Annotated in this window: 24 protein-coding genes; 12 read left to right on the top strand and 12 right to left on the bottom strand. The window is 61.6% G+C overall.

The window, feature by feature from the left end:
* Positions 1-66 precede the first annotated feature (66 nt).
* Positions 67-1,989 (top strand): acetyl-CoA hydrolase/transferase C-terminal domain-containing protein, encoded by a 1,923-nt coding sequence (locus tag I5961_RS27590; protein ID WP_227233895.1) that lies wholly within the window; start codon positions 67-69, stop codon positions 1,987-1,989.
* A gap of 67 nt (positions 1,990-2,056) precedes the next feature.
* On the opposite strand, the gene I5961_RS27585 is transcribed toward I5961_RS27590, so the two are convergent.
* Positions 2,057-2,629, bottom strand: coding sequence for a xanthine phosphoribosyltransferase (locus tag I5961_RS27585; protein WP_075946495.1), 573 nt, complete (start codon positions 2,627-2,629; stop codon positions 2,057-2,059).
* 57 nt (positions 2,630-2,686) lie between these two features.
* Positions 2,687-4,696, bottom strand: a complete 2,010-nt coding sequence (rep, locus tag I5961_RS27580; RefSeq protein WP_039765244.1) for a DNA helicase Rep — start codon at positions 4,694-4,696, stop codon at positions 2,687-2,689.
* Between the two features lie 264 nt (positions 4,697-4,960).
* Here rep and I5961_RS27575 point away from each other — a divergent pair, with 264 nt between their 5' ends.
* Positions 4,961-6,631, top strand: a complete 1,671-nt coding sequence (locus I5961_RS27575; RefSeq protein WP_227233893.1) for a putative bifunctional diguanylate cyclase/phosphodiesterase — start codon at positions 4,961-4,963, stop codon at positions 6,629-6,631.
* A 42-nt stretch (positions 6,632-6,673) separates the two neighbouring features.
* Here the strand turns inward: I5961_RS27575 and I5961_RS27570 are convergent, their stop codons facing one another.
* Positions 6,674-8,068 carry a NorM family multidrug efflux MATE transporter gene (locus tag I5961_RS27570; RefSeq protein ID WP_227233892.1) on the bottom strand — a complete coding sequence of 465 codons (1,395 nt, stop codon included), beginning with the start codon at positions 8,066-8,068 and terminating at the stop codon, positions 6,674-6,676.
* A 158-nt stretch (positions 8,069-8,226) separates the two neighbouring features.
* On the opposite strand from I5961_RS27570, the gene I5961_RS27565 reads away from it, so the two are divergent.
* The gene (locus I5961_RS27565) at positions 8,227-9,147 is read left to right on the top strand and encodes a LysR substrate-binding domain-containing protein (protein WP_085685856.1); all 921 of its coding nucleotides are present in this window, start codon (positions 8,227-8,229) and stop codon (positions 9,145-9,147) included.
* Positions 9,148-9,331: 184 nt separating this feature from the next.
* Positions 9,332-11,308, top strand: a complete 1,977-nt coding sequence (locus I5961_RS27560; RefSeq protein WP_227233890.1) for a methyl-accepting chemotaxis protein — start codon at positions 9,332-9,334, stop codon at positions 11,306-11,308.
* A 105-nt stretch (positions 11,309-11,413) separates the two neighbouring features.
* On the opposite strand, the gene I5961_RS27555 is transcribed toward I5961_RS27560, so the two are convergent.
* Entirely contained in the window at positions 11,414-12,907 is a 1,494-nt protein-coding gene (locus I5961_RS27555) for a YifB family Mg chelatase-like AAA ATPase (RefSeq protein WP_227233889.1), read from the bottom strand.
* Positions 12,908-13,403: 496 nt separating this feature from the next.
* On the opposite strand from I5961_RS27555, the gene I5961_RS27550 reads away from it, so the two are divergent.
* Complete coding sequence (locus I5961_RS27550; RefSeq protein ID WP_227233887.1) at positions 13,404-13,673, top strand: HigA family addiction module antitoxin; 270 nt, start codon at positions 13,404-13,406, stop codon at positions 13,671-13,673.
* Here I5961_RS27550 and I5961_RS27545 read toward each other — a convergent pair.
* Positions 13,668-14,195, bottom strand: coding sequence for a Bro-N domain-containing protein (locus I5961_RS27545; RefSeq protein WP_227233886.1), 528 nt, complete (start codon positions 14,193-14,195; stop codon positions 13,668-13,670). The two genes, I5961_RS27550 and I5961_RS27545, sit on opposite strands and share 6 nt — an antisense overlap.
* 395 nt (positions 14,196-14,590) lie before the next feature.
* On the bottom strand, positions 14,591-14,851 hold the full coding sequence (locus I5961_RS27540) for an accessory factor UbiK family protein (protein WP_011336527.1): 261 nt from the start codon (positions 14,849-14,851) through the stop codon (positions 14,591-14,593).
* Positions 14,852-15,249: 398 nt separating this feature from the next.
* Here I5961_RS27540 and glnK point away from each other — a divergent pair, with 398 nt between their 5' ends.
* The 4 genes from glnK to sutA all read left to right on the top strand — a co-directional run bounded on the left by glnK (position 15,250) and on the right by sutA (position 18,032).
* A complete protein-coding gene (gene glnK, locus I5961_RS27535; protein WP_002555808.1) occupies positions 15,250-15,588 on the top strand; it encodes a P-II family nitrogen regulator in 339 nt (112 codons plus the stop codon).
* Between the two features lie 37 nt (positions 15,589-15,625).
* Entirely contained in the window at positions 15,626-16,963 is a 1,338-nt protein-coding gene (locus tag I5961_RS27530) for an ammonium transporter (RefSeq protein WP_007951904.1), read from the top strand.
* Positions 16,964-17,177: 214 nt separating this feature from the next.
* Positions 17,178-17,603: a secondary thiamine-phosphate synthase enzyme YjbQ gene (locus tag I5961_RS27525; RefSeq protein ID WP_085696853.1), complete on the top strand. Its 426-nt coding sequence runs from the start codon at positions 17,178-17,180 to the stop codon at positions 17,601-17,603.
* 102 nt (positions 17,604-17,705) lie between these two features.
* Positions 17,706-18,032 (top strand): transcriptional regulator SutA, encoded by a 327-nt coding sequence (gene sutA / locus I5961_RS27520; protein ID WP_007951900.1) that lies wholly within the window; start codon positions 17,706-17,708, stop codon positions 18,030-18,032.
* Positions 18,033-18,097: 65 nt separating this feature from the next.
* Here sutA and I5961_RS27515 read toward each other — a convergent pair whose 3' ends face one another.
* Genes I5961_RS27515 through lptM form a run of 6 tightly spaced genes read right to left on the bottom strand, consistent with a single transcriptional unit; the run spans position 18,098 to position 22,705 of the window.
* Positions 18,098-18,802 carry an HAD family hydrolase gene (locus I5961_RS27515; protein ID WP_227233884.1) on the bottom strand — a complete coding sequence of 235 codons (705 nt, stop codon included), beginning with the start codon at positions 18,800-18,802 and terminating at the stop codon, positions 18,098-18,100.
* Positions 18,799-19,698 carry a tyrosine recombinase XerC gene (gene xerC / locus I5961_RS27510; protein WP_007951897.1) on the bottom strand — a complete coding sequence of 300 codons (900 nt, stop codon included), beginning with the start codon at positions 19,696-19,698 and terminating at the stop codon, positions 18,799-18,801. Before xerC ends, I5961_RS27515 begins: the two co-directional genes overlap by 4 nt.
* A 2-nt stretch (positions 19,699-19,700) precedes the next feature.
* Complete coding sequence (locus I5961_RS27505; protein WP_007951894.1) at positions 19,701-20,426, bottom strand: DUF484 family protein; 726 nt, start codon at positions 20,424-20,426, stop codon at positions 19,701-19,703.
* Between the two features lie 13 nt (positions 20,427-20,439).
* Positions 20,440-21,270 carry a diaminopimelate epimerase gene (dapF, locus tag I5961_RS27500; protein WP_085696856.1) on the bottom strand — a complete coding sequence of 277 codons (831 nt, stop codon included), beginning with the start codon at positions 21,268-21,270 and terminating at the stop codon, positions 20,440-20,442.
* Between the two features lie 4 nt (positions 21,271-21,274).
* Complete coding sequence (gene lysA, locus I5961_RS27495) at positions 21,275-22,522, bottom strand: diaminopimelate decarboxylase (RefSeq protein WP_085702335.1); 1,248 nt, start codon at positions 22,520-22,522, stop codon at positions 21,275-21,277.
* A 9-nt stretch (positions 22,523-22,531) separates the two neighbouring features.
* Positions 22,532-22,705: an LPS translocon maturation chaperone LptM gene (gene lptM, locus I5961_RS27490; RefSeq protein ID WP_085696945.1), complete on the bottom strand. Its 174-nt coding sequence runs from the start codon at positions 22,703-22,705 to the stop codon at positions 22,532-22,534.
* A gap of 239 nt (positions 22,706-22,944) precedes the next feature.
* On the opposite strand from lptM, the gene cyaY reads away from it, so the two are divergent.
* From cyaY to rnk, 3 genes are all read left to right on the top strand, one after another.
* Positions 22,945-23,277 carry an iron donor protein CyaY gene (cyaY, locus tag I5961_RS27485; RefSeq protein ID WP_085696944.1) on the top strand — a complete coding sequence of 111 codons (333 nt, stop codon included), beginning with the start codon at positions 22,945-22,947 and terminating at the stop codon, positions 23,275-23,277.
* A gap of 4 nt (positions 23,278-23,281) precedes the next feature.
* The gene (locus I5961_RS27480; protein ID WP_085696858.1) at positions 23,282-23,506 is read left to right on the top strand and encodes a DUF1289 domain-containing protein; all 225 of its coding nucleotides are present in this window, start codon (positions 23,282-23,284) and stop codon (positions 23,504-23,506) included.
* 128 nt (positions 23,507-23,634) lie between these two features.
* Entirely contained in the window at positions 23,635-24,045 is a 411-nt protein-coding gene (rnk, locus tag I5961_RS27475) for a nucleoside diphosphate kinase regulator (RefSeq protein ID WP_085696859.1), read from the top strand.

Here is a 24,045-nt window from a genome sequence, read left to right as displayed (position 1 = left end):
TCTTTGCAGCAAACAACCGGCAATCTCGGTCGTACCTCTATTCACGGAACGGGCAGGAGGCTTCAGATGGTGCAGTTGTGTTCGATCGAACAGGCAGTGGACGACGTACTGGCGCGGTTGCCGGCGCATATCCACATGGGCCTGCCGCTGGGGCTGGGCAAACCCAACCCCTTCGTCAACGCGCTGTACCGCCGCATCGCCGGTTTGCCCGAACGGCAACTGACGATCTACACCGCCCTGTGCCTCGGCCGTCCGGCATTGGGCGACGGGTTGCAGAAGCGCTTCATCGAACCCTTCGTCGAGCGGGTGTTTGGCGATTACCCGGAGCTGGACTTCCTCGCCGACCTGCACCGCGACAGCCTGCCGTCCAACATTCGCATCGAACAGTTCTTCATGCAGCCCGGCAGCCTGCTAAACAGTGCGCCGGCCCAGCAGGATTACGTCAGCAGCAACTACAGCCACGCGGCCCGCGACATCAATGCCGCCGGCCTGAACCTGGTGGCGCAGTTGCTCGCCAGCAGCAGCGAACATCCCGATCGCCTGAGCCTGAGCTGCAACCCGGACATCACCCTCGACCTGTTCCCGATGATCGCCAAACGCCGGGCGGCGGGGGAGACCATTCTGCTGGTCGGCCAGGTGCACACCGAGTTGCCGTACATGCCGGGCGATGCCGAAATCGATATCGACACCTTCGACCTGCTGATCGATGAAAAGGACAGCAGCACGCTGTTTTCCACGCCGAACATGCCCGTCGGGTTTCAGGATCACTTCATCGGTCTGCACGCCAGCACCCTGGTGCGCGATGGCGGCACCTTGCAGATCGGCATCGGTTCGATGGGCGATGCGCTGACCGCTGCGTTGCTGGCGCGTCAGGCTGACAACGCCTCGTACAAGCACTTGCTGGCCGATGTGAACCTCAGCCAGTGGGCACAGTTAATCGAACGCGAGGGCGGCATCGAACCGTTCGCCAAGGGCCTGTACGGTTGCAGCGAAATGTTCGTCAACGGCCTGCTGGTGCTGGCCGAAGCCGGGATCATCCGGCGCAAGGTCTACCCGGATGTGCAGACTCAGGAGCAGGCCAACGCCGGGACTCTCGACGAGGCGGCGCAAACCGACGGCTTGTCGATTCACGGTGGTTTCTTCCTCGGGCCGCGCAGTTTCTATGAGCGCTTGCGCGAGTTGCCGCTGAGCAAACGCCTCGAATTCAACATGACCCGTATCAGCTACATCAACGAGCTGTATGGTCAGGAAGAGCTCAAGCGCCTGCAACGCCTCGATGCGCGCTTCATCAACACCGTGTTCACCATGACCCTGCTGGGCGCCGGGGTGGCGGATCAACTGGAAGACGGGCGGGTGCTCAGCGGCGTCGGCGGGCAGTACAACTTCGTTGCCCAGGGCCATGCGCTGCACGATGCGCGGTCGATTCTGCTGCTGCGCAGCTGGCGCGAGTCCTGCGGCGATGTAAGTTCGAACATTGTCTGGGAGTACGGCCACTGCACGATTCCACGGCATCTGCGCGACATCGTGGTCACCGAGTACGGCATCGCCGACCTGCGCGGCAAATCGGATGCGGTGGTGATCGAGGCGCTGTTGAACATCAGCGACTCGCGCTTCCAGCAAGGCCTGATCGAACAGGCGCAGAAGGTCGGCAAGCTGCCGAAGGATTTCCGTCTCGATCCGCGCTTTACCGACAACACCCCACAACGCTTGCAGGCGATTGCCGCACGGCATCCGAACCTGTTTCCGGAATATCCGCTGGGCTGTGATTTCACTGAGGTCGAGAAGGATCTGTTACGGGCGCTGAACTGGCTCAAGAGCAAATTCAAGCTGACCGAGATTCTGGAACTGGGCAAGGCCGCGCTGGATGCGCCGCAGGCTTCGCTGTATCCGGAGCATTTGGCGCGCATGCAGCTGACCCACCCGGAAGGCCTGAAGGAAGACCTGTTTCAGCGGTTGTTGCTTACGGGCCTGAAGGCCACCGCGCAGTAACCGCTACACAAAACACTGTGGGAGCGAGCTCGCTCCCACAAGTATTGCGGCGCAGTTGAGTCAGTGATCAGTCGATGAAGGTCACGACGCCGCCCGCCAGCGATTTCACGCGAGCCAGCGACTCGACGCGGTAACCCTGCGAATCCAGTTCCGCACGGCCGCCCTGGAACGATTTCTCGATCACGATGCCCAGGCCCGCGACGGTGGCGCCGGCCTGTTTGATGATCGAGATCAGCGCCTGGGATGCCTTACCGTTGGCCAGGAAGTCGTCGATGATCAGCACGCGGTCGCTGCTGGTCAGGTGACGCGGGGAGATGGCCACGGTGCTTTCGGTCTTCTTGGTGAACGAGTAGACCGTCGCCGACAGCAGGTTTTCAGTCAGGGTCAGGGACTGTTGCTTGCGGGCGAAGATCACCGGCACGCCGAGGTTCAGACCGGTCATGATCGCCGGGGCGATGCCCGACGCTTCGATGGTGACGATCTTGGTGATGCCCGAATCCTTGAACAGCGTGGCGAATTCGTCGCCGATCAGCTTCATCAGGGCCGGGTCGATCTGGTGGTTCAGGAAGGCGTCGACCTTCAGGACCTGGTCGGAAAGCACAATGCCTTGTTCGCGGATTTTCTGGTGCAGGGCTTCCATGAAGCTGTCCTCTGTTGGCGCCTTGTGCGCCCTAAGGTTTTAAAAAAGTGGTCAATTCTAGCGCTTTAACATCGCGCGTATATCTGCCAATGCGCTATTGCCCCGCACGGCTTTGACTTCGGTCGGTGTGTCGTCGTTGCCTTCCCAGGCCAGGTCGTCCGGCGGCAGCTCATCGAGGAAGCGGCTGGGCGCGCAGTCGATGATCTCGCCGTACTGTTTGCGCTTGGCGGCGAAGGTGAACGCGAGGGTCTGGCGCGCGCGGGTGATGCCCACGTAGGCCAGTCGGCGTTCTTCTTCGATGGTGTCGGCTTCGATGCTGGAACGGTGCGGGAGGATTTCCTCTTCCATGCCCATGATGAACACGTAAGGGAATTCCAGACCCTTGGACGCATGCAGGGTCATCATCTGCACGCCTTCGGCGCCGTCCTCTTCTTCCTGCTGACGTTCCAGCATGTCGCGCAGAACGAGTTTGCCGATGGCATCCTCGACGGTCATTTCGCCGTCTTCGTCTTTTTCCAGGGTGTTCTTCAAGGCTTCGATCAGGAACCAGACGTTGCTCATCCGGTAGTCCGCGGCCTTGTCGCTGGAACTGTTGGTGCGCAGCCAGTTCTCGTAGTCGATGTCCATGACCATGCTGCGCAGGGCGGAGATCGGGTCTTCGCCGGCGCACTGCTCGCGCACCTTGTCCATGAAGCGCTTGAAGCGCGACAGGCGATCGGTGAAGCGGCTGTCCAGATGCTCGCCCAGGCCGAGTTCGTCGGTGGCGGCGTACATCGAGATCTTGCGTTCGGTGGCGTAGTTGCCGAGTTTTTCCAGGGTCGTAGAACCGATCTCCCGACGCGGCACGTTGATCACCCGCAGGAAGGCGTTGTCGTCGTCCGGGTTCACGATCAGGCGGAAGTAGGCCATCAGGTCTTTCACTTCCTGGCGGCCGAAGAAGCTGTTGCCGCCGCTCAGACGGTACGGCACCTGATGGTGCTGCAGTTTCAGCTCGATCAGCTTGGCCTGGTAGTTGCCGCGATAGAGGATCGCGAAATCGCTGTACGGGCGGTCGGTGCGCAAGTGCAGGCTGAGAATTTCCATCGCCACGCGCTCGGCTTCGGCGTCCTCGTTGCGGCAGCGGATCACGCGGATCTCGTCGCCATGGCCCATCTCACTCCACAGCTGCTTCTCGAATTCGTGCGGGTTGTTCGAGATCAGCACGTTGGCGCAACGCAGGATGCGGCTGGTGGAGCGGTAGTTCTGCTCCAGCATCACCACTTTCAGGGACGGATAGTCGTCCTTGAGCAGCATCAGGTTTTCCGGCCGTGCGCCGCGCCAGGCGTAGATCGACTGGTCGTCATCGCCCACCACGGTGAACTGGTTACGCTTGCCGATGAGCATTTTCACCAGCAGATACTGGCTGGCATTGGTGTCCTGATATTCGTCGACCAGCAGGTAACGCACCTTGTTCTGCCACTTTTCGAGGATGTCGGCGTGCTCTTCGAAGAGTTTCACCGGCAGCAGGATCAGGTCGTCGAAGTCCACCGCGTTGAACGCCTTGAGCGTGCGCTGGTAGTGGGTGTAGACGATGGCGGCAGTCTGTTCCTTCGGGTTGCGGGCGTTTTCCAAGGCCTGGGCCGGCAGGATCAGGTCGTTTTTCCAGGCGCCGATCATGTTCTTGATCTCGTCGACGCCGTCGTCGCCTGCGTATTCCTTTTGCATGATGTCGGTCATCAGCGACTTGACGTCGGTTTCGTCGAAGATCGAGAAACCGGGTTTGTAGCCCAGCCGTTCATGTTCCTTGCGGATGATGTTCAGGCCCAGGTTGTGGAAGGTGCAGACCGTCAGGCCGCGACCTTCGCCGGGGCGCAGCAGGGTGCCGACCCGTTCCTTCATCTCGCGCGCGGCCTTGTTGGTGAAGGTCATGGCGACGATGTACTGGGCACGGATGCCACAGTTCTGGATCAGGTGCGCAATCTTGCGCGTGATCACGCTGGTCTTGCCGGAGCCAGCACCGGCGAGCACCAATAGAGGGCCGCCGACGTAGTTCACGGCTTCTTGCTGCCGGGGATTGAGTCGGGACATACGGAAATTCGGGAGTCGTTGACGAAATGGGCCGGCATTTTAACAGGCTCAGCGATTTGTGCTGCTCTCTCCGACTTGTGACGCAGCACGCGATTGAAATTTGCCGGTTTTGTTACTTTCACGCAGGATGCGCGGTGATTTTGCGGCTAATGTTCTCATTCGTGACACAAAATAACGTTTTGATATCCGTTGTCGTTTGGTCATTGGTTGCCGCAACGGCATAATGCCCGCCGCCCACATCATTGCAGAGTCTAGGGAGTCAGCTTGACTACGCCTGTCGAACCCTTGCGTTTGCTGCTACTGGCCGAAGAGCCAGCGTGGACAGCGTTATTGCGCGAGTGTCTGGCTCCGTTGGGGAGTGCGGCGGTGCTGATCAGCGCGCCGAACTGGGAGTCGGTCAGCAGCCTGTTCGAAGACAACCGCCACGCGGTGTTGTTGACCGTTCCCGCGTTGCAGCCGGCGCCCGGCCGTTGCAGCCTGCCGACGGTATTGCTTTTGGAACAGGAGCCGGCGACCGCGCCCGATGGCGTCAGCGACTGGCTGGTGTTCGATGCCCTCGATGCCGGCATGCTCCGGCGTTGCCTGCGGCATGTGCGCGAACGCGGCGTGCTGGAAAACACCCTGCAACGCCTGGCCGAACAGGATCCGCTGACCGGCATCGCCAACCGCCAGGGCTTCCAGACCCTGCTCACGGCGCGCCTCGCCGAAAACGACGGTCGCGGCCTGGCCCTCGGCCACCTCGATCTCGACAACTTCCGCCACGCCAACGACGCCCTCGGCCATCAGGCCGGCGATCGCCTGATCCTGCAAGTCGTCGCACGGCTGAAAAGTCAGCTGGAAGTCGGCGATCAACTGGCACGCCTGGGCAGCGACGAATTCGCCCTGCTGATCGACACCCGCCGCGCCCCGCAACGGGCGGAATGGATGGCCGAACGCATCACCGAAGCCCTGGCCGAACCTTATTGGGTCGATGGCGAAAGCCTGTTGATCGGTTCCAGCCTCGGCATCGCTCATGCCCGGGCCCAGGCCGGTGCCGATCCGCTGATGTGGCACGCGCACATCGCCATGCAACAGGCCAAGAGCACCCAGGGCTGCACGTTTCACATCTTCAACGAACGGATCAACCGCAACGCGCGGAGCATGGCCGACCTCGAAAGCGAGCTGCGCCGGGCCTTGCGCCGCGATGAGCTGGAGCTGCATTACCAGCCGCGCCTGAATCTGCAGGATGGCCAGATCGTCGGCCTCGAAGCGCTGGTGCGCTGGCGTCACAGTGAGCGCGGCTTGCTTGCGCCGAGCGAATTTGTGCCGCTGGCCGAGCAGAGCGGCCTGATTGTGCCGCTGGGTTATTGGGTGATTTCCCGGGCCCTGCGTGACATGCAGGCGTTGCGCGAGCGCGGTCTGCCGGCGCTGCACATGGCGATCAACCTGTCGTTCCGCCAGTTTCAGGACAGCCAGTTGCTGCCGACGCTCAGCCGCTTGATCGCCGAGCGCGGTGTCGAGGCGCAATGGCTGGAATTCGAACTCACCGAAACCGCCGTGATGCGCCGCAGCGATCTGGTCAAGCAGACCATGGACGCGCTCGGTCGCCTCGGCGTGCGTTTTTCGCTGGATGACTTCGGCACCGGGTTCTCGTCGTTCGTGCACCTCAACAGCCTGCCGATCACCTTGCTGAAGATCGACAAGAGTTTCGTCGGCGGCATGGAGCAACGCGAAGAAAACCGCAAACTGGTGCACGCGATGATCAATCTCGCGCACAACCTGCACCTGGAAGTGGTGGCCGAAGGGGTGGAAACCCGCGAGCAACTGGATCTGTTGCGCGGTTTCGGTTGCGATCAGGTGCAGGGGTATCTGATCAGCAAGCCGCTGCCGTTGGCCGAGCTGGTTGAGTATCTGGTGGCTGATGCCAGTCAGCCGCCGCTGGGTATTGTGGTTTAGCCTCAAATACCTGAGGGAGCAAGCTTGCTCCCTCAGGGAAACTCACTCGGGCTGAGCGATCTTGAAGCCTTGAACTTGCGGCTCAAGGCGAATCATCCGCTTCATCTTCCATTCGAATGCCAGCGTCAGGCTCACTGCCGCGCAGGCCAGTCCCAGCGCCAGCCCCCACCAGACGCCGGTCGGCCCCCAGTGCAGATGGAACGCCATCAGCCATGCCGACGGCGCGCCGATCAGCCAGTAGCAGCCGAGCCCGACCAGAAACGTGGTCTTGGCATCCTTGAGCCCGCGAATGCAGCCCATGGCGATCGTCTGCGTACCGTCAAACAGCTCGAACCACGCCGCCACGGCCAGCAGGCTCACGGCCAGATGAATCACCTCGGCAAATGCCGGATCGTTATGGTCGAGGAACAAACCGACCAGCTGATTCGGCAGCAGCCAGAACACCATCGCAAACCCCAGCATCACCACTGCACCGAAGACGATACCGACCCGCCCGGACATCCGCGCATCGCTCAATTGCCCGGCGCCGTAATGCTGGCCGACGCGCATGGTGATCGCATACGACATCCCCGCCGGCACCATGAATGCCACCGAAACGATTTGTAGCGCAATCTGATGCGCCGCCAGTTGGGTGCTGCCCATGGTGCCCATGCACAGCGCCGCGAAGGCGAACAGCCCGACCTCTACCGCGTAGGTGCCGCCAATCGGCAGACCCAGGCGCCAGAGTTCTTTCAGGTACTGCCGGTTCGGCCGCGACAGGCCTTCACGCAGCGGGTAGGCGTTATAGGCCGGATGCCGGCGGATGTGCCAGGCCAGCGCCAGTGCCATGCAATTGGCAACAATTGCCGTGACCAGACCGATACCGGTCAGGCCCAGTTTCGGCAGGCCGAACATGCCAGTGATCAACGCGTAATTGAGCAGGAAGTTGGCCACGGTGCCGGCGAGGCTGATGACCATCACCGGTGTTGCCCGGCCGATGGCGCTGGTGAAACCGCGCAGGGCCATGAAGCTCAGGTAGCCGGGCAGGGCGAAGGGCAGGGCGATCAGGAACTGCCCGGCGGCGTTGACGTTGGTCTCGGTCTGGCCGAACAGCAACAGCACCGGTTTCAGATTCCATAACAGCAACCCGGCACCGAGTGCCATCAGCCACGCCAGCCATAGCCCGGCCTGAGTCAGGCGGGCGGCGCCGATGATGTCGCCGGCGCCCTGACGAATCGCCACCAGGGTACCGACCGCCGCGATTACGCCGATGCAGAAAATCGACACGAACGAATAGCTGGCTGCGCCCAGACCACCTCCGGCCAGCGCTTCGGGACTGAGGCGCGCCATCATCAGGGTGTCGGTCAGCACCATCAGCATGTGCGCCAACTGCGAAGCAATCAACGGCCCCGCCAGCCGCAGGATGGCCCAGAGTTCGGTACGCACAGGACGCTGCATGGTGTTCACATCCATATAAAAGAGGGAGCAGGAGACCGTCGATTCTCAGGGTTTGGTGCGGGTTGCACAAAGGGATAAAAAGGATGGGTGGCATGATTAAAACTCATCCTGCGACGATTCTGCTAAGTTGGCGCAATCCCGCCATTGGAGCGTTGTGCATGTCCCGTCGTCTTCCACCCTTGTATGCCCTGCGCGCATTCGAAGCGGCGGCCCGTCACAGTTCGTTCACGCGGGCCGCCGAAGAGTTGTCGATCACGCAAAGTGCGGTGAGCCGGCACATCCGCACGCTCGAAGAGCATTTCGCCTGCCGCTTGTTCCATCGCAGCGGTCGCAATCTGCAACTGACCGAGTCGGCGCGCCTGCTGCTGCCGGGCATCCGCGAGGGATTCGCCGCCCTGGAGCGAGCCTGCAATACCTTGCGCGCCGAGGATGACATCCTGCGCATGAAAGCTCCGTCGACCCTGACCATGCGCTGGTTGCTGGCGCGGCTCAGTCGCTTCCGCCATCTACAGCCGGGCAACGAGGTACAACTGACCAGCGCCTGGATGGACGTGGATTCGGTGGACTTCAACAACGAGCCCTTCGATTGCGCGGTGTTGCTCAGTGACGGGCATTTCCCGCCGGACTGGGAAGCCAGCCTGCTGTTTCCAGAGGAACTGATTCCGGTCGGCGCGCCGAATCTGCTCAACGACCAGCCCTGGGACGTTGCACGGCTGGCCAGCGCCGAATTGCTGCACCCGACGCCGGATCGCCGGGACTGGCGCAGTTGGCTGGAACACATGGGGTTGTCGGATCAGGTGTCACTCAAGGGCGGGCAGGTGTTCGATACCCTGGAACTCGGAATGATTGCGGCGGCCCGGGGCTACGGTGTGTCCATGGGGGATTTGCTGATGGTGGCCGAGGATGTCGCGCAAGGACGCCTGAGTCTGCCGTGGCCGACGGCGGTCGCCAGCGGACTGAATTATTACCTGGTGTGGCCAAAAACCCGTCCGGGAGGTGAACGTTTGCGCCGCCTGAGCGACTTCCTGCAAGGCGAAGTCCGCGCCATGACGCTGCCGGCGGTCACACGCTTGAGCTGAAACGTTCGAGCCTGCACAATGCCGGCCTTTCGCCATAACCCTGCTATTCGCTCAAGTATTCGGTTTTACCGCCGAATACGTGCATGTGGAACCGTCGTGCCGGTATCCACGATTCACCCCCACTATTAGAAAAATTTCCGAGTCAGGATCAAGGAGGATCCCGTGGCTCGGCCAGGAGCTGTCCATGTCTCAACCTCGCGCTCGGATCGCCTCGCAGCTGGGCCTCGCGCTCGCCGTGATACTGGCGATTGTCATCAGCGGCAGTACGGTGTTCGCCCTGCGTTCGCTGGACACCGCCAACCTCGCCACTCGTGAAGAACACCTGGCCAGCGAGGCACGCCTGCTCGCCGATCAGTTGAGCACTTTCCACGGCACGCTGCGTGAAAGCACCCAGCGCCTGAGCGGATTGTTCGAGAAGCGCTTCAGCGCCGGCCTGAGCATTCATCCGGGCGAGCCGGTCAACGTCGCTGGCACCCAGACCCCAGGCCTGCATCTGGGCAGCGAAGTGCTGAACAACAACTTCAAGGAAGTCGACGAGTTCAAGCAGATGACGGCGGGTGTCGCCACGCTGTTCGTGCGCAGCGGCGAAGACTTCGTGCGGGTCAGCACCTCGCTGACCAAGCAGGATGGCAGTCGCGCCATCGGCACCTTGCTCGATCACGCTCACCCGGCCTACGCGAAGTTGATGGCGGGGCAGGGTTATGTTGGCCGCGCCTTGCTGTTCGATCGCTCCTACATGACTCAATACACCCCGGTGCGTGACAGCAGCGGCAAGGTGATTGCTGTGTTGTTCGTCGGCTTCGATTACACCGACGCGCAGAACGCCCAGTTCGAAAACCTCAAGCGCTTCCGCATCGGCCAGACCGGCTCGCTGGCACTGCTGGACGAAAAGAACCAATGGCTGGTGGCGCCGGCTGGCGTGCAGGCGCTGGATCAAGCGGTTCCTGTGATCAATGATCTGGCGAAAACGCCGGGTAAAGGTCGGTTCTGGAACGACAAGTCCGAAGACTTCTACAGCATTGCCGTGCCGTTCGAAGGCGGCCCGTGGTCGGTGGTGGCGAGCATGCCGAAGGCCGAGATTCGCGCGGTGACCTGGAGCGTGGGTACCCAACTGGCCATCGGCAGTCTGCTGGCAATGTTGCTGGCGGTCGGCTCCGTGGTCTGGTTGCTGCGCAGCAAACTGGCGCCTTTGGGTGATCTGGTACGTCAGGCGGAAGCCCTGGGTGCCGGTGATCTGAGCGTGCGTCTGAGCGTGTCGAGCAATGACGAAATCGGCCAGTTGGCCCGCGCCTTCAACCAGATGAGCCAGGCGCTGTCGACCATGGTCGAGCACATCCGCCGCGCCTCGGAAGAGGTCAACCGTCGGGCTCAAGCGCTGTCCGGCCTGTCTGGCGGCGCCTATGAAGGCATGGAGCAGCAGTCTGGCGAAATCACCAGCATGGCGGGTGCGGTTGAAGAGTTCTCCGCCACGTCGCTGAACATTGCCGACAACATGGGCAACACCCAGCGTCTGGCCCAGGAAAACGCTCAGCAGACCCAGATCGGTCGCACGTCGATGGAAGAAGCGTCGTCCTCGCTGGAGCAGATTGCCGGCGCACTGAACACCACGGCGACCGTGATCAACACGCTGGGTCAGCGCTCCCAGGAAATCGGTGGCATCGTCAGCGTGATCACCTCGATTGCCGAACAAACCAACCTGCTGGCACTCAACGCCGCCATCGAAGCGGCCCGTGCCGGTGAACAGGGTCGGGGTTTTGCCGTGGTGGCCGACGAAGTGCGCAATCTGGCGTCGCGCACTCGTCAGGCGACCGATGAAATCTCCGGCATGATCCATAGCATCCAGCAGGAAACCGGCAACGCCATCAGCACCATGGAACAAGGCAACGTGCTGATGCAGGAAGGCCTGTCGCGCAACGCCAACGTCGCATCGGCGCTGGCGCGGATCGATGAGCAGAGCCGTTCGGCAGGCCAGCAATTTGCCGCGATCACCACCGCGACCCAGGAACAGAGCAGCACCGCGACGCTGTTGAGCAGCAACCTGCAGAGCATCGCGATGGCCAACAGCGAGCAGCGCGAGGTGGTGTCCAACCTGGCAATCACCGCCAAGGAACTGGAAGGCCTGGCAGCCGACCTGCGCCAGGAGGTCGACCGCTTCCGTTGAGGCCTCTTTGAAATAGCTATCGCGAGCAGGCTCGCTCCCCCAGGGTTCTTGTAGGACCTGTGAGAGCGAGCCTGCTCGCGTTTTGGCCCACCACCATCGCGGCATTTACTGAGTCGCCGGCCGGTATTGCAACGCTTCGGCCAGATGCTCGCGACTGATATCCGCGCATTTCTCCAGATCCGCCAATGTCCTCGCCACCTTGAGCAACCGGTGCGCCGAGCGCAACGACAAGATCAGTCTTTCGCACGCCGTCTCCAGCCAGGCTTCATCGGCTGTGGATAACTTGCAGTGCTTCTTCAGCCCCGGCAAATCGAGAAACGCATTGGCGCAGCCCTGACGTTTTTGCTGACGCTCGCGGGCCTCGGCGACCAGCCTGGCCGCGCTGGCGCTGTCTTCTCCCGGTTTCACGGCAGGGTTCAACGCTGTCGCCTCTCGTGCCACCGTCAGGTGCAAATCGATCCGGTCCAGCAACGGCCCCGACAGTTTGTTGCGATAGCGCTGCACCATGTCCGGTGTGCAGGAGCACTTGCCGCTTGGTTCGCCCAGATATCCACAGGGACAGGGATTCATCGCCGCCACCAGCTGGAATCTCGCGGGAAAGCGCACCCGCTCCTTGGCACGGGCGATCACGATGCAGCCGGACTCCAGCGGTTCACGCAGAACCTCCAGCACCTTGCGATCAAACTCCGGCAGCTCATCGAGAAACAGCACGCCGTGATGAGCGAGGGTGATTTCGCCGGGTTGCGGTTTTGAACTGCCACCGACCAGTGCCGGCCCGGAGGCCGAGTGATGCGGCTGGCGGAACGGGCGCTGTGGCCAATGGGTCAGCGGCGCTCCACTGGCGACGGATTGAATCGCCGCCACTTCCAGCGCTTCACTCTCGGTCAGCGGTGGCAGCAACCCCGGCAATCGACTGGCCAGCAACGTCTTGCCCGTCCCGGGTGGCCCGCTGAACAACAGGTTGTGTGCACCGGCGGCGGCAATCAGCAGCGCCCGCTTGGCGGCCAGTTGGCCCTGTACTTCATTCAGGTCGGGATAGGGTTTGGCGGCATGGATCAGCCCGTCCGAGACATAGGGTTCGACCGGTGTATGTCCATTGAAATGCGCCACGGCCTCCAGCAGATGATCCACCGCAATCACCCTCAGTCCCGAAGCCAGACAAGCCTCCTCGGCATTCGCCCGTGGCACCACCAGCGTACGCCCGGCCTTGCGTGCCGCCAGTGCCGCAGGCAACACCCCGCGCACCGCCCGCACAGCGCCGGATAACGCCAGCTCACCCAGACATTCCACGTCATCCAGCGTCAACGTCGGCACCTGCACGCTCGCCGACAGAATCCCCAGCGCAATCGCCAGATCGAACCGCCCGCCATCCTTGGGCAGATCCGCCGGCGCCAGATTCAGCGTGATCCGCCGCGCCGGGAACTGCAGCCCGGAATTGATGATCGCACTGCGCACCCGGTCCTTGCTCTCTTTCACCGCCGCTTCGGGCAGGCCGACCATGGTCAGCGAGGGCAAGCCGTTGGCCAGGTGGACTTCGACGGTGACAGCGGGAGCATCCACGCCAATCTGGGCGCGACTGTGGACGATGGCGAGGGACATGGTCGTTCCTTGTGTTGAATCGGGGGCCGCTTCCTGCGGGTTTTTGAAGGGTAGTTGAGCGGGGTTCTAGCGTTTGAGTAGAGGTTTACAAGACGTATCAGAAAGCGGTTGTGCGGGCCTATGCATTCATCTTCTGCCTGCTAACAGACCACTTGGCTCAAGCTCAGGTCCGCACGTAACGGCAACTTCAATAAACCTCCGTTGATTGGCTGACAAATTTCCAGCCAGTCGAAGTGCTTCGAGGTGTAGTTCAACAACCTGAAGTAGCTTTGTCTTCCTCTTTTTATCCTTCACTGAGACCTCCATCCTGATGGGTGCATTTTCGTTTGCCAATGTAATGACAGGTGTAAGGACTGCATAACCAGGCGTAGACGCCGATTTTTGTAGGGGCATGCCCTAATAGTTGTAGGACGCTAGTGAAAGCGACTCGACGGTCTTGTATTGCAAAGTCGGGTGCTCCAGTTTGGCCGCTCAATGCAGCCTCTGGAGGCGAAAAATGAACCGCAATGGTATGCGCTCGATTCACCCCGGCGAGGTTCTGAATAAGGAGTTCATGGAGCCGTTGGGCATGACAGTCATGGACTTGGCCATGCCCACGAACTGGCCTGAAACCGAGATCGAGAAGCTTGTGAAATGCCAGCTCAGGATCTGCGCCGATTTGGCAATCAGGCTGGCGATCCACCTCAATACCACACCTGAATTCTGGATGAATCTTCAGTCGACTTACGATTTACGCAGGGCCCAGCTCCGGCATGCGGGCCTATAGCGATTGCAGCATCCGCGAAGCCCTCTTCCACCAAGTGCCCGGTTCTGGGCACTTTAGCATTTCCCGTTCTACCACCATCAACGGCACATCCTGCAACCGAATCCACGGCTGGTTATTCCAGTGCAGCAAACTCAACGACATCTCGGGCCAATTCAGCAGGCTTAGCTGTGGGCGTTCGCTTGTGGTGGGGTGCTGGGCGTCGCGCAGGGTGGGGATGACTTGATGGGTGAGCCATTCGCGTAGCGCTCGGTATTCGGGGCAGTAGTGATAGACGAGGAGGGCGTAGATGCCGGACTCGCTGATCAGGAGGGTGTTTTCGATCTGGTTGTGGATCAGGGTTTTGCGGGTTTGGTATTGGTCGGGGTCGAGTTTTCGCAGCATGCGTTCGTTGAGGTAAATGTGCAGCAGGCGGCCCAGGTCGCGGGCGGAGAACCAGGGTTGGTTCTGGATGAGCAGGGCGTGGAGGGGGAGTTTGTGGCGGGTGAAAACCTGAGGAGTGAGATACGTCTCTTCGTTATTCATTGAACAGCTCCTTTTGCTTTAGGGCTGCCCTCAATTGTCGCCAAACAATTGGGTGGCAGTCGTACGCGGGTTGGCGAACCGGAGCAAAAGGAACCCGGCAGACCCGAAGGTCTCCCACGCACAACCGCCATGACTCGATGTGGCGGTAAACACAGCCGCCATCATGGTTGTCGTGCGCCTTAAGCTTTCCGGGTCGCCAAACCCAGTGCTGAACATTCAGCATTGGGTGAGCTTAGGAATCAGGGCTTCACGACGCAATCGGACGGCGGGGTTGCAAGCTGTAGGATTCTGCCGAGAGTCAATAGCGAATCCTGAATGGCGGGAAGGTCGTTCCGACCTTCATTCGCGGGCAAGCCCGCTCCCACAAGGGGCCGCATTCACAAAGACACGAGGTTTTACTCGGCCGGCGGCGTCAGCTTCGCTTCCAATTCAGCCACCTTCGCCTCAAGGCTTTCGAGCCGGGCGCGAGTGCGCGCCAGCACCACCATCTGACTGTCAAACTCTTCGCGGCTCACCAGGTCCAGTTTGCTGAAGGCACTTTGCAGCAGCATCTTGAACTGGCTTTCGATTTCGGCTTTTGGCAAGGGCGTATCGCCGCTGAACAGGCGGGAGGCGGTGCCGCTCAGGGCGTCGAGGAAGTCTTTGGGCGCGAGCATGGGATATGTCCTGGAAACAATGGCCGGCAGTGTATCACGCAGTGTCTATAGTCATTGACGCAGGCACGGATGCACGCTTTTCGCGCAACTGGATGCACGGCCGCGCACCGTTGTTGTGCGTATCCCGAGTGCCATTTGGGTGATGGCATCTGCGACAGCGGCCAAGGGATTGAAATCAGGGGTTTTTGGCGAGATGGCAAGCTTTCTGCTTAGTCACCTTCGACCCATGCACTGATGCAGTCGCTGTGACGAATGCAGTGCGGCAGACGGAGCGGGGAGTTTCGTCTGGAGCGGTTAGCTGGCGTCGACAACGAAGCGTTACAAAGCCAGGCACTGCGCTTAGACTTGAGTCGGGTTTGTTTTCCTGGGGCAAGTCCACCAATTCGGGAGAGAGTTTCATGAAGCTAGTCACTGCCATCATCAAGCCGTTCAAGTTGGACGACGTGCGCGAGTCGCTGTCCGAAATCGGCGTGCAGGGCATTACCGTTACTGAAGTCAAAGGCTTCGGTCGGCAGAAGGGTCACACCGAGCTGTATCGCGGCGCGGAGTATGTGGTCGATTTTCTGCCCAAGGTGAAAATCGACGTTGCCATCGACGACAAGGATCTGGATCGGGTTATCGAGGCGATAACCAAGGCTGCCAACACCGGCAAGATCGGTGACGGCAAGATCTTCGTGGTCAATCTGGAACAGGCGATCCGCATCCGTACCGGCGAAACCGATACCGACGCGATCTAAACGCCGCCACAAACCCAACGCCCCAGGAGAAAACAATATGACTCTGCGTAAATTCGCAGGGCTAGGAGCCCTGTTGTCTATCGTAATGCCCGGCCTGGCCATGGCGGCAGACGAAGTGGCAGCTCCAGTCCTGAACTCCGGCGACACCGCCTGGATGCTCACCTCCACAGCCCTCGTACTGTTCATGACCATTCCCGGCCTCGCGCTGTTCTACGGCGGCATGGTCCGGTCGAAAAACATTCTTTCCGTGATGATGCAGTGCTTCGCCATTACCGGCCTGATCAGCGTCCTGTGGGTCATTTATGGCTACAGCATCGCGTTCGACACCACCGGCATGGAGCAAGGCGTCGTCAACTTCAACTCGTTCGTGGGTGGATTCGGCAAGGCGTTCCTGGCCGGTGTCACGCCAGCGAGCCTGACCGGCCCGGCGGCGCTGTTCCCCGAGGCGGTCTTCATCACCTTCCAGATGACCTTCGCGATCATCACCCCGGCGCTGATCGTCGGTGCGTTCGCCGAGCGGATGAAGTTCTCCGCGATGCTGATCTTCATGGGCATCTGGTTCACCCTGGTCTATGCACCGATCGCGCACATGGTCTGGTCCGGCAACGGCGGCCTGATGTGGGACTGGGGCGTACTCGACTTTGCCGGTGGCACCGTGGTGCACATCAACGCCGGTGTGGCCGGTCTGATTGCCTGCCTGGTACTGGGTAAACGCAAAGGCTTCCCGACCACCCCGATGGCGCCACACAATCTGGGTTACACCCTGATGGGCGCGGCGATGCTGTGGGTTGGCTGGTTCGGCTTCAACGCCGGTTCCGCCGCAGCCGCCAACGGCACCGCCGGCATGGCGATGCTGGTGACTCAGATCGCGACCGCCGCTGCCGCACTGGGCTGGATGTTCGCCGAGTGGATCACCCACGGCAAACCAAGCGCACTGGGTATCGCATCCGGTGTGGTTGCAGGCCTGGTTGCGATCACTCCGGCCGCTGGCACCGTGGGCCCGATGGGCGCACTGGTGATCGGTCTGGCAGCGGGCGTGGTGTGCTTCTTCTGCGCCACCACCCTGAAACGCAAACTCGGTTATGACGACTCCCTGGATGCCTTCGGCGTGCACGGTATCGGCGGTATCCTCGGCGCGATCCTCACCGGTGTGTTCGCCGCACCGTCGCTGGGTGGCTTCGGCACCGTCACCGACATCGCCGCACAAGTCTGGATTCAGTGCAAAGGCGTCGGCTTCACCGTGATCTACACCGCGATCGTGACCTTCATCATCCTCAAGGTGCTGGATGCCGTGATGGGTCTGCGCGTGACCGAGGAAGAAGAATCGGTTGGCCTGGATCTGGCACAACACAACGAGCGCGGCTACAACCTGTAAGCACGCGCCGCAAAAACTTGCCCGGCTTGCCGGGCATTTTTTTGTCTGGAATTTGTCTTCCCTGATATGGCTGAAAGGATTTTTCGTACGGCTTTGGTCGTGTTTACGACGTGTGTTTTTCTGCGGCCAAAGGCTTACATCATTGAAGGAACATCAGGGCCTTTGTTTTTTTCCAGAGCGCGCTAGAATGCGCCCCGAACGTGCGGAGAACTGTATGTGGCAACAGACTCTGATAACCCTGCGGGCGCGGCCCCGGGGCTTTCATCTGGTGACGGACGAGTTGCTCGCCGGCCTGCCCGAACTCAAGGCATGCCGGGTCGGTCTGTTGCATTTGTGGCTGCAGCATACCTCGGCGTCGTTGACCATCAACGAGAACGCCGATCCGGCGGTACGTCGCGACTTCGAACGATTTTTCAATCGTCTGATCCCACAAGGAGCAGACGGCTATGAGCATAACGACGAAGGCCTGGACGACCTCCCGGCGCACTTCAAGGCCAGCGTGCTGGGCTGTCAGATCAGTTTGCCGATAACGGCGGGCCGACTGGCACTGGGCACCTGGCAAGGCGTTTACCTGGGCGAGCACCGTGATCATGGCGGTGCCCGTAAAGTCCTCGCCACCTTGCACGGTGAAGAGGCATAAACCGTTGGTCACCAATGGTTACCGATTTTTTTCCGGCGACTTTCGACAGTCGCTAAAGCTGGTCTATAACTAATCTGCTTTTCGCAAGTCATGAGGTAGAACATGAGCGACGATGATCTGGAAAACGACGACCTCGAAGTAGGCGACGAAGACGAGGCCGAAGACGGTCTGGAAGCAGCAGCGGAAGACGTTGCTGAAGACGATGGCGGTGACGATACGCCGGCCCCGGCTGCCAAAGGCAAGGCCAAGGCTGCGGTATCGGTCGACGAGTTGCCGAGCATCGAAGCCAAGAACAAGGAGCGCGATGCCCTGGCCAAGGCCATGGAAGAGTTCCTTGCGCGCGGTGGCAAGGTTCAGGAAGTGGAGGCCAACGTGGTCGCCGATCCGCCCAAGAAGCCGGACAACAAGTACGGCAGCCGCCCTATCTGAGGCGTGCCGCTTGCTTGCTGAAAAAGCCCGCCGTCGCTGCGGGCTTTTTCATGGGCGAAAGAAATCTAGCGGCGGCTGTTCCAGCGGGCGAGCACCGCGGGCAGATCGGTCAGGCTGCGAATCTCGGCATCCGGCAGGCGTTCCGCTTCCCAGACCTTGCCGGCCGGGTTGAACCAGATCGCTCGCAGACCGGCCTGCTGCGCCCCGGCGATGTCATCCCCCGGATGATCGCCGATATGCACGGCGGCTTCGGGGCTCACGCCACCGCGCTGCAACGCTTCGTGGAAGAGTCGCGCATCCGGCTTGGCGATGCCGATGTCTTCGGCGCACAACGCGAACTTGAAGTAGTCCGCCAGCCCGAGACGACGTACATCGGCGTTGCCGTTGGTGACCACGCCGAGGGCGTAGTGCTTGGCGAGGGTTTCCAGGATCGGCTCGACCTCCGGGAACACCTCGATCTGATGCCGCGCATGCAGAAACACTTCAAAACTCTTGTCTGCCAGTTCCGACGCTTCGCCGTGGGCGTAGCCGGCTTCCTCCAGCGCATGGAACAGCACTCGCCGGCGCAGCGCGCTGATGCGGTGCTTGAGTCCCGGTTCGTTGGCCAGCACCCGCTCGCGGATCGACCAAAGATGCTCCACCGGCACTGCGCCCAGATTCGGCGCATGTTCGCTCAGCCATTCGCGCAAAACCGCTTCGGCGCTGACGATCACCGGGGCGGTATCCCACAGGGTGTCGTCGAGGTCGAAGGTGATCAACTGGATACTCATGAATCGTCGCCTTTCATGCGTTTGGCCCGTGGATGGGCGCTGTCGTAGACCGCCGCCAGATGCTGGAAGTCCAGGTGGGTATAGATCTGGGTGGTCTTGATGTCCGAGTGGCCGAGCAGTTCCTGCACCGCGCGCAGGTCCTGGGAGGATTCGAGCAGGTGGCTGGCGAAGGAGTGCCGCAGCATGTGCGGGTGCAGGTTCTGTCCCAGTTCGCGCTCGCCCGCCAGTTTGACCCGCACCTGAATCGCGCGCGGGCCGAGACGTCGGCCTTGCTGGCTGACAAACACGGCATCGTCCGCCGGATTGGTCAGCGCCCGCAAAGGCAGCCATTGTTCCAGCGCTTCCCGGGCCTTTTTGCCGACCGGCAACAGGCGCGTCTTGCTGCCCTTGCCCAGCACCTGAACCATGCCGTCGGCCAGATCGAGCTGATCGAGATTGAGCCCGGTCAGCTCCGACAGGCGCAGGCCGGAGGAATAGAACAACTCCAGAATCGCCTGATCGCGCCGCGCGAGAAAATCGTCCTCCACAGCACCTTCAAGCAGTTGCAGGGCGCGGTCAGTGTCGAGGGTTTTCGGCAGGCGGCGCTCGCCTTTGGGCGGTGCCAGGCCGGTGGCCGGGTCGTGATCGCAGAGGCCTTCGCGGTTCAGATAGTGATAGAGCCCGCGCACCGCCGAGAGCAGGCGCGCCAGGCTGCGCGAGGACTGGCCCTGGGCATGCAGGCGGGCGATCAGACTGCGCAGACGCTGGATATCCAGTGCCTGCCAGCTGCCGATGTTCTGTTTGTTGCACCAGCCGAGGACTTTATCGAGATCGCGGCGGTAGGCCGACAGGGTGTGCGGCGACACCTGCCGCTCACTGCGCAGGTGTTCGCAGTAAGCGTCCAGTTGTCGTTCCATGCTCAGCGTACCGAGCGCAGGGAGCTGTTGACCCGTGGCAGCACGCGACCCATGACTTCGGCGATGTAGCTGAGGAACAGCGTGCCGACCGAGCTCTTGTAGTGCTGCGGATCACGGCTGGCGATAGCCAGAATCCCGTGGATGCCTTGATGGCTGACGGCGACTACGGCGGTGGAGCCGATCTGCTTGCGTTGCTCTTCGCCGAACAGGAAGTCCAGCTCGTGTTCACGCAGGCTGCCGCTGACGCTCTTGCCTTCGGTGAGCAGGCCGCCGATGGCGGTTTGCGCATCGGCGTGGGTCACCCAGCGACCGACCGGGGCCGGGTTGTCGCCGAGCAGGATCAGGCTGACAAAGGGCACCTGGAAATCCTGGCGCAGGCTGTCTTCGACGCTGATCACCACGTCTTCCAGAGTGGCAGCGTCCATCAGGGCGAGAATCAGGCGACGGGTCTTGTCGAACAGGCGATCGTTGTCCCGGGCGACGTCCATCAGGTGCGAGAGGCGATGACGCATCTCGATGTTGCGGTCGCGCAGAATGGCCATCTGACGCTCCACCAGCGAGACGGTATCGCCGCGTTGATGGGGGATGCGCAGGGACGGCAGCAGTTCTTCATGCTCGACGAAGAAGTCCGGATGAGCCTCCAGGTACGCGGCAACCGCTGCCGCCTCCAGGCTCTCGGACGCTGATTCACCGGATTGTCGGGCGGGTACCTGAGGCTTATCGGTCATGGCTTCTGCTCACTCAAAGACGCACTTGTCCTTCGTATACGCGCACTGCCGGGCCGGTCATCAACACCGGTTGGCCGGGGCCTGCCCATTCAATGGACAGACGCCCGCCCGGCAGGTCGATCAGCAGTGGCGAATCCATCCACCCCTGACTGATCGCCGCTACAGCAGCAGCGCAGGCACCGGTGCCGCAGGCCTGGGTTTCCCCGGCGCCGCGTTCCCACACGCGCAGTTGCGCGCGATGGCGATCGATGACCTGGAGAAAACCGACGTTGACCCGTGCCGGGAAGCGCGGATGGTGTTCGATTTTCGGCCCCAGTTCATGCACCGGTGCAGTGTTGATATCGCTGACCCGCAGCACCGCATGGGGGTTGCCCATGGACACCGCCGCCAGATCGACCGGCGTACCGTCGACATCGACCTGATAGCTCAGGGCCTGCTCCGGCGCCTGGAACGGAATGTCCGCCGGCACCAGACGCGGGGCGCCCATGTTCACGCCGATCTGGCCGTCGTTACGCACGTCCAGTTCAATGATGCCGCCCTTGGTCTCGACGCGGATCTTCCGTTTGGCGGTCAGGCGCTTGTCGAGCACGAAGCGGGCGAAGCAGCGCGCACCGTTGCCGCACTGCTCCACTTCGGAGCCGTCGGAATTGAAGATCCGGTAGCGGAAATCCACGTCCGGATTGCTCGGTGCCTCGACGATCAGCAACTGGTCGAAACCGATGCCGGTGTGCCGGTCGCCCCACATTTTTGCGTGCTTGGGCTGAATGTGCGCGTGCTGGCTGACCAGGTCGAGGACCATGAAGTCGTTGCCCAGGCCGTGCATCTTGGTAAAACGCAGCAGCATGGGGTTACTCCGGCAGCAGGCTTTCGCCGGCAAACAGCTCGGCCACGGTCTCGCGGCGACGCACTTCAAAAGCCTGATCGCCATCCACCAGCACTTCGGCGGCACGGCCGCGAGTGTTGTAGTTGGAGCTCATCACGAAACCGTAGGCACCGGCCGAGTGGACGGCCAGCAGATCGCCTTCTTCCAGCGCGAGTTCGCGTTCCTTGGCGAGGAAATCGCCGGTTTCGCAGATCGGGCCGACGACGTCGTAGGTACGCGCAGCGGTCTCGCGTGGCTTGACCGGGGTCACGTCCATCCAGGCCTGGTACAGCGCCGGGCGGATCAGGTCGTTCATGGCCGCGTCAACGATGGCGAAGTCTTTGTGCTCGGTGTGCTTGAGGTACTCGACCTGGGTCAGCAGCACGCCGGCGTTGGCGACGATGAAGCGGCCCGGTTCGAACACCAGTGCCAGGTCGCGACCGACCAGACGCTCGCGCACGGCCTTGATGTAATCGGCGGCCAATGGCGGCTCTTCATCGCGATAACGCACACCCAGGCCGCCACCGAGATCGATGTGGCGCAGGTGGATGCCGCAATCGCCGAGGCGATCGACCAGATCCAGCAGGCGGTCGAGGGCATCGAGGAACGGTGGCAGGGAGGTCAGTTGCGAACCGATGTGGCAGTCAACGCCGACCACTTCCAGGTTCGGCAGGTGCGCGGCACGCACGTACACGTCTTCGGCGTCAGCGATGGCGATGCCGAACTTGTTCTCTTTGAGACCGGTGGAAATGTACGGGTGGGTGCCGGCATCGACGTCCGGGTTGACGCGCAGCGAGATCGGCGCGCGAACGCCCAGCTCGGCGGCGACCAGCTGCAGGCGCTCGAGCTCGTCGGTGGATTCGACGTTGAAGCAATGCACGCCGACTTCCAGCGCGCGGCGCATGTCGTCACGGGTCTTGCCGACGCCGGAGAACACGATCTTGTCCGGGCTGCCGCCGGCGGCCAGTACGCGTTCCAGTTCGCCACGGGAGACGATGTCGAAGCCGGCGCCAATGCGGGCCAGGACATTCAGGACACCGAGGTTGGAGTTGGCCTTGACCGCGAAGCAGACCAGGTGCGGCATGCCGGCCAGCGCATCGGCGTAGGCCAGGTACTGGGCCTCGATGTGGGCGCGGGAGTAGACGTAGGTCGGTGTGCCGAAGCGATCGGCGATGGCGGACAGCGCCACACCTTCCGCGAACAGTTCCCCGCCACGGTAGTTAAAAGCGTCCATGGCGATCCCTTAGTAAACGTCGTGCTTGTGTGCCTTGGAGACAGGCTGCTTTTGCGAAGACTGGGCTTGCTCGGCCGGGTCCTGATCTTCATCGGGCAGGTACAGCGGGCCTTTCTGACCGCAAGCCGAAACGAGGCAGGCAACCGCGACGATCGCAGCGATGGAAGAGATCAGGCGCTTCATGGCGAAATCCTTGAATATGCGTTAATTGCGCCGGAGTATACCGGCCACCCGGCAGCTTGCCTATGCGACGGAACTCCCGTCCGGCGGGGCTCGGGCTGCGGCGCGGAAACTTTTCCCGCGTGGCGGGTGGATATTTCGTCGCCGGGCAGGGCGCTTGGTCGTTATCCTTTGCAATCGGCCGGCAGCGTCCGTATCTTGCGGCGCTTGAGCCTGATCAGACATTTTTTGAGGTTGCCGCAATGAGTTTGTCCGAAGCCCGTTTCCACGATCTGGTCGATGAAACCCAGGAAAAACTGGAAGACATCTTCGACGACAGCGACATGGACATCGACATGGAGAACTCGGCCGGTGTGCTGACCGTCAAGTTCGAGAACGGCACCCAGCTGATCTTCAGTCGTCAGGAACCGCTGCGTCAGCTGTGGCTGGCCGCAGTGTCCGGTGGTTTCCACTTCGACTACGACGAAGAAAGCGAACGCTGGATGTGCGACAAGAGCGAAGAGCAGCTGGGCGAAATGCTGGAGCGCATCGTCAAGCAGCAGGCCGGCACCGAATTCGATTTCGAAGGCCTGTGATTTCGTGACTGATACCGCGCCCGTCCGTCCGCCGAAGCCGCTCTACAGCAACGTCAGCCCGGCCGTGCCTTCGCCGTGCACCGGCGTCTGTCGGCTGGATGAGCAGAAGGTCTGCCGCGGCTGCATGCGCCATGTCGAAGACATCCGCGAGTGGCGTTCGGCCGATGACGAGCGCCGTCGGGTGATTTGTGCGCAGGCGGCTCAGCGCCGGCAGCTCGCCGGAGCGTAGCTTGTATATTTTTTGAGCTGTGATAGTGTCCGGAAACGCCTCAACCCATCGAGGCCTGGTGAGAACCCCGTCTTTTTTGGCGGGGTTTTGCTTTTTTTGTGTGCAGAAGAAAGGAGTCTGCCCGGATCATGACCGCACCTTCCATCACCCTTACCCGTCTGGACGTGCAACGTCTGGAGCGCCTGATCGACAGCCTGGATGACTCGCTGCCGGGCGTGATCGCGCTGCAAACCGAACTGGACCGCGCCGATACCCTGGTCGGTCACGATGAAGTGCCTGCCGATGTCGTGACGATGAATTCCCGTGTGCACTGCCGTGAAGAAAGCAGTGGCAAGGACTACCACCTGACCCTGGTCTACCCGAAGCACGCCAACGCCGACGAAGGCAAAGTCTCGATCCTGGCCCCGGTCGGCAGTGCGCTCCTGGGCCTCAAAGTCGGTCAGCACATCGACTGGCCGGCACCGGGTGGCAAGACCTTGAAACTGACCTTGCTGGAAGTCGAGTCGCAGCCGGCCAACGGCGGCGACTTCCCGGAATAA

The organism is Pseudomonas sp. IAC-BECa141, assembly GCF_020544405.1.
Taxonomy (GTDB): Bacteria; Pseudomonadota; Gammaproteobacteria; order Pseudomonadales; family Pseudomonadaceae; genus Aquipseudomonas.
This window is presented reverse-complemented; position numbering and strand designations above follow the sequence as displayed.

Excerpts from the sequence above, each read along its gene's own strand:
- I5961_RS27590 (WP_227233895.1), top strand. The coding sequence starts at position 67 with ATGGTGCAGTTGTGTTCGATCGAACAGGCAGTGGACGACGTACTGGCG.
- I5961_RS27585 (WP_075946495.1), bottom strand. The coding sequence starts at position 2,629 with ATGGAAGCCCTGCACCAGAAAATCCGCGAACAAGGCATTGTGCTTTCC.
- rep (WP_039765244.1), bottom strand. The coding sequence starts at position 4,696 with ATGTCCCGACTCAATCCCCGGCAGCAAGAAGCCGTGAACTACGTCGGC.
- I5961_RS27570 (WP_227233892.1), bottom strand. The coding sequence starts at position 8,068 with ATGCAGCGTCCTGTGCGTACCGAACTCTGGGCCATCCTGCGGCTGGCG.
- I5961_RS27565 (WP_085685856.1), top strand. The coding sequence starts at position 8,227 with ATGTCCCGTCGTCTTCCACCCTTGTATGCCCTGCGCGCATTCGAAGCG.
- I5961_RS27560 (WP_227233890.1), top strand. The coding sequence starts at position 9,332 with ATGTCTCAACCTCGCGCTCGGATCGCCTCGCAGCTGGGCCTCGCGCTC.
- I5961_RS27555 (WP_227233889.1), bottom strand. The coding sequence starts at position 12,907 with ATGTCCCTCGCCATCGTCCACAGTCGCGCCCAGATTGGCGTGGATGCT.
- I5961_RS27550 (WP_227233887.1), top strand. The coding sequence starts at position 13,404 with ATGAACCGCAATGGTATGCGCTCGATTCACCCCGGCGAGGTTCTGAAT.
- I5961_RS27545 (WP_227233886.1), bottom strand. The coding sequence starts at position 14,195 with ATGAATAACGAAGAGACGTATCTCACTCCTCAGGTTTTCACCCGCCAC.
- I5961_RS27540 (WP_011336527.1), bottom strand. The coding sequence starts at position 14,851 with ATGCTCGCGCCCAAAGACTTCCTCGACGCCCTGAGCGGCACCGCCTCC.
- glnK (WP_002555808.1), top strand. The coding sequence starts at position 15,250 with ATGAAGCTAGTCACTGCCATCATCAAGCCGTTCAAGTTGGACGACGTG.
- I5961_RS27530 (WP_007951904.1), top strand. The coding sequence starts at position 15,626 with ATGACTCTGCGTAAATTCGCAGGGCTAGGAGCCCTGTTGTCTATCGTA.
- I5961_RS27525 (WP_085696853.1), top strand. The coding sequence starts at position 17,178 with ATGTGGCAACAGACTCTGATAACCCTGCGGGCGCGGCCCCGGGGCTTT.
- sutA (WP_007951900.1), top strand. The coding sequence starts at position 17,706 with ATGAGCGACGATGATCTGGAAAACGACGACCTCGAAGTAGGCGACGAA.
- I5961_RS27515 (WP_227233884.1), bottom strand. The coding sequence starts at position 18,802 with ATGAGTATCCAGTTGATCACCTTCGACCTCGACGACACCCTGTGGGAT.
- xerC (WP_007951897.1), bottom strand. The coding sequence starts at position 19,698 with ATGGAACGACAACTGGACGCTTACTGCGAACACCTGCGCAGTGAGCGG.
- I5961_RS27505 (WP_007951894.1), bottom strand. The coding sequence starts at position 20,426 with ATGACCGATAAGCCTCAGGTACCCGCCCGACAATCCGGTGAATCAGCG.
- dapF (WP_085696856.1), bottom strand. The coding sequence starts at position 21,270 with ATGCTGCTGCGTTTTACCAAGATGCACGGCCTGGGCAACGACTTCATG.
- lysA (WP_085702335.1), bottom strand. The coding sequence starts at position 22,522 with ATGGACGCTTTTAACTACCGTGGCGGGGAACTGTTCGCGGAAGGTGTG.
- lptM (WP_085696945.1), bottom strand. The coding sequence starts at position 22,705 with ATGAAGCGCCTGATCTCTTCCATCGCTGCGATCGTCGCGGTTGCCTGC.
- cyaY (WP_085696944.1), top strand. The coding sequence starts at position 22,945 with ATGAGTTTGTCCGAAGCCCGTTTCCACGATCTGGTCGATGAAACCCAG.
- rnk (WP_085696859.1), top strand. The coding sequence starts at position 23,635 with ATGACCGCACCTTCCATCACCCTTACCCGTCTGGACGTGCAACGTCTG.